2 protein-coding genes are annotated in these 3097 nt (G+C 41.2%); both read right to left on the bottom strand.

Going from position 1 to position 3097, the window contains the following annotated elements:
* Nucleotides 1-1141, bottom strand: a 1141-nt coding sequence (gene rsxC, locus ACSHXM_RS21455; protein WP_435692405.1) for an electron transport complex subunit RsxC, incomplete at its 3' end; no start/stop codon positions are given.
* Nucleotides 1142-1156: 15 nt separating this feature from the next.
* On the bottom strand, nucleotides 1157-3097 hold a 1941-nt coding region (locus tag ACSHXM_RS21450), incomplete at its 5' end, for a 4Fe-4S domain-containing protein (RefSeq protein ID WP_435692403.1).

Below are 3097 nucleotides of genomic sequence, written 5' to 3'. Positions count from 1 at the left end.
CATCTACACAGGCTCCGCATTTAATACAAGGATATATTTTAGGGGTTCTATTCACATCTTTTTTTGTAAAGACCAAAATTCCCGAAGTGCCCTTTACAATGGAAATATTGAGATTTGAAACGGCTACCCCCATCATTGGGCCTCCCATATAAACTTCACTGATTTCTTCGTCAACCCCCACTTGTTCAAGAACAAAGCGTAAAGGTGTACCTATTGGAATCGTATAATTTCCTTTCTTTTTAACCCCCGGACCTGCAATGGTAATAACGCGTTCCTGTATGCCTTGACCGTGAGGCAGTAACCGACCGATTTCTGCCGTTGTTGCAACATTTACTACAACCACACCAACTTCAATAGGAAGCTTTCCTGAAGGGATTTCTTTACCTAAAATAGATGTGACTAACATTTTCTCTGCTCCTTGAGGATATTTTACCGGAAGTACTTGTACGGAAACAGGCATGCCTTTGGGAATATGCTTTTTCAAGTGATTAGCTGCATCTTGCTTATTGGCTTCAATACCGATAACGACCTTTTGTGTTCCTGTAGCTTTTAATAAATATTTAATTCCAGTAAAAATATCATGTTCTTGCTCTAACATAACACGGTGGTCGGTTGTTAAATAGGGTTCACATTCAATACCATTGATAATTAATGTTTCACATTTTTTTCCGTCAGGAATTTTCAACTTTACATGCGTTGGAAATGCAGCTCCTCCCAAACCTACAATGCCGGCATCCTGAATTCCTTGTAGAATGTCTTCAGGTGTAGCTGTATCAAGATCAATTGGATTTCCTTCGAGTACTTCCTGAGTTGAAAATGGGAATGCTTCAAGAAAAATACCCGGAGACATTTTCCCTGAAATGGTCGGAACATTTGCAACTTTTCGAATCGTACCAGAAACCGGAGCGTGTAAAGGCACAGAAACATACCCCTCTGCCTTAGCCAATAATTGACCCCGATGCACTTCCTGTCCTTCACGAACAATTATTTGTGAAGGTGCACCAATGTGTTGCGCCATTGGCAAAATAATGACTGGTGAAAAAGGGAATTGCTTTATAGGCAAACCATTGGTTTCGTCTTTACTTTCTGGCGGATGGATACCGTGTTTAAATGTATTTTTATGAAAATTGAATAGTGCCATTATGCCTTTAGTACATTAATTATACTTTTCACCTCGGCTTATCCATTTTTCCATATCCTTTGCCAATTGGTCAGCAGGTAATCCAGGATGTATGACACCGGCTGTACATTTCTCTGCTGCTTTAACCAAGTCTTCGTAAGGTCCAGCCTTCGGATTTTTTATGTACGCCTTGTTATCTTCATTATAGGCAAAAATGTTCGGATTGAGTTTGATGCACTCATCACAAGAGGTGCATTCATCTGTTTCCAACCATGGTGCCATATAGTCCCCATTTGATTGTTTTTCTTCAACTGCTACCCCATTGGTTTCTGCTGGTTTTTCCATAGCCATTTTCAGAATACCGCTTCCATTACCCCCTGCAAGTTGCATTAAACCTTGGGCTATATTTCCAACCACTTCGTTTCTTATTTTTTCTTCAAGGTTTTCTTCTTGTAGTTTTTCTGTTTCTACTCCCGCAATGTCTTGTAACATCAACCAGAAATCGCGCCGTTCTTCACAAGAGTCAACAATTGGTTTCGCCACCAATACGCGGTTGAGTTTTTGATTTCTGTCTACTGCCCAGATGTAAGGGAACTTGTCTTTACGTTCGTTCTCATCCAGTTCTAAAAAGTCAGCCAAGAGTATCATATTATCATTCCAGGTATTTCGCGGTGCTTTTCTGAAATGTTTTCTAAATCGTGCCTCCGTTAATGCAAAATCTGCAAACGTCATTGGTAATTTCATACACTGTTCCTGCCCATATTCCAGATATTTTAAATCGTAGGTAGGCCAGATTTCACCTAAAGCTGGATTGCCTGATAAATCAAAGGCTTCCTTGGCTTTTATACCATGATCCGGATTGTATTTAAATATGGGGTACGCTCTTGATTCTACAGCTAATTTTGCCTGGTGTGCACCCAAATCGTCTGCTACACCATGTTCTGGCTGACAGGTAGTGTATAGATTGAAAAGCGCAGGGCGTTTGGTCATCAGACCATCAATAAACCCTTCGATCATTTGACTCGTATTTGCCAAGGTGGCTTGCATAACGTAGGTGTTTCTGTGAGCCATCGCAATGAGACCAATCTCTTTTCGAGGTTCGCTTTTTCCTTTCCATACCTTACCGTATTGAGCCATGTCTGAAACCTGACCGATAAATCCGGAAGTACAAGCCTGCCCTCCTGTATTGGAATATACCTGTGTATCAACAATGATGACTTTAATCGGTTTTCCCGAAGCCATCAGACGAGATAGGTTTTGGAAACCGATATCATACATAGCACCGTCACCACCTAATGCTACCACTGGTGGACAAAGCAACCATTCTTGATCTGTAAATTGTTTCCAATTGAAGTAGGTGAAAAAATCGTCATGTTCAGTGGCATCATATTTTCCTTCAAGCTCCAGTTCTGCCTTACGTATCGCTTTAAAGCCGTCAGCCATTTTAGCCATATGTCCTTCAAAGATTCCCATCGCCATAGAGGGCGAGTCTTGGAATAAGTGATTCGCCCAAGGAAATGGATACGGGTTAAATGGCCACGTGCTACCCCAAACCGATGTACAGCCTGTGGAGTTAAGCATCCCCATGTTGGATCGCCCCTTACCTGTGGTTCCATTGGTATATTTCCATTTGAGCTTTTTCAATTGAGTGAGCAGTTGAGTTACATCACGTAACCATTCCTGGTCAACGGGTTCACCACCCTGTTCAGATTCTAATCTACGCGTTATTTCAGCCATAGTTAAATCTGAATTTTGCATTTCGGTAACAATTTTAGACATGGTATTGGAATCGGTTAAATTCACACCATTCATCAACTTAACCTGAATGTGCTTTTCCAGTTTATCTGTGAGTTCTTCTAAATATGCCATGTGTTTTTCTATACGTGGCTGCATGAGTGACTCTACAGTTGCGGTGAAAATATGTACTACTGACTTTTCAGAACAGCCCAAACAGGCGCCATCGCCACTGGCAAAATT

This window comes from Paraglaciecola sp. (assembly GCF_051252315.1).
Classification (GTDB): domain Bacteria; phylum Pseudomonadota; class Gammaproteobacteria; order Enterobacterales; family Alteromonadaceae; genus Paraglaciecola.
Note: the sequence above shows the minus strand (reverse complement) of the source record. Positions and strands in the feature narration are given on the sequence as shown.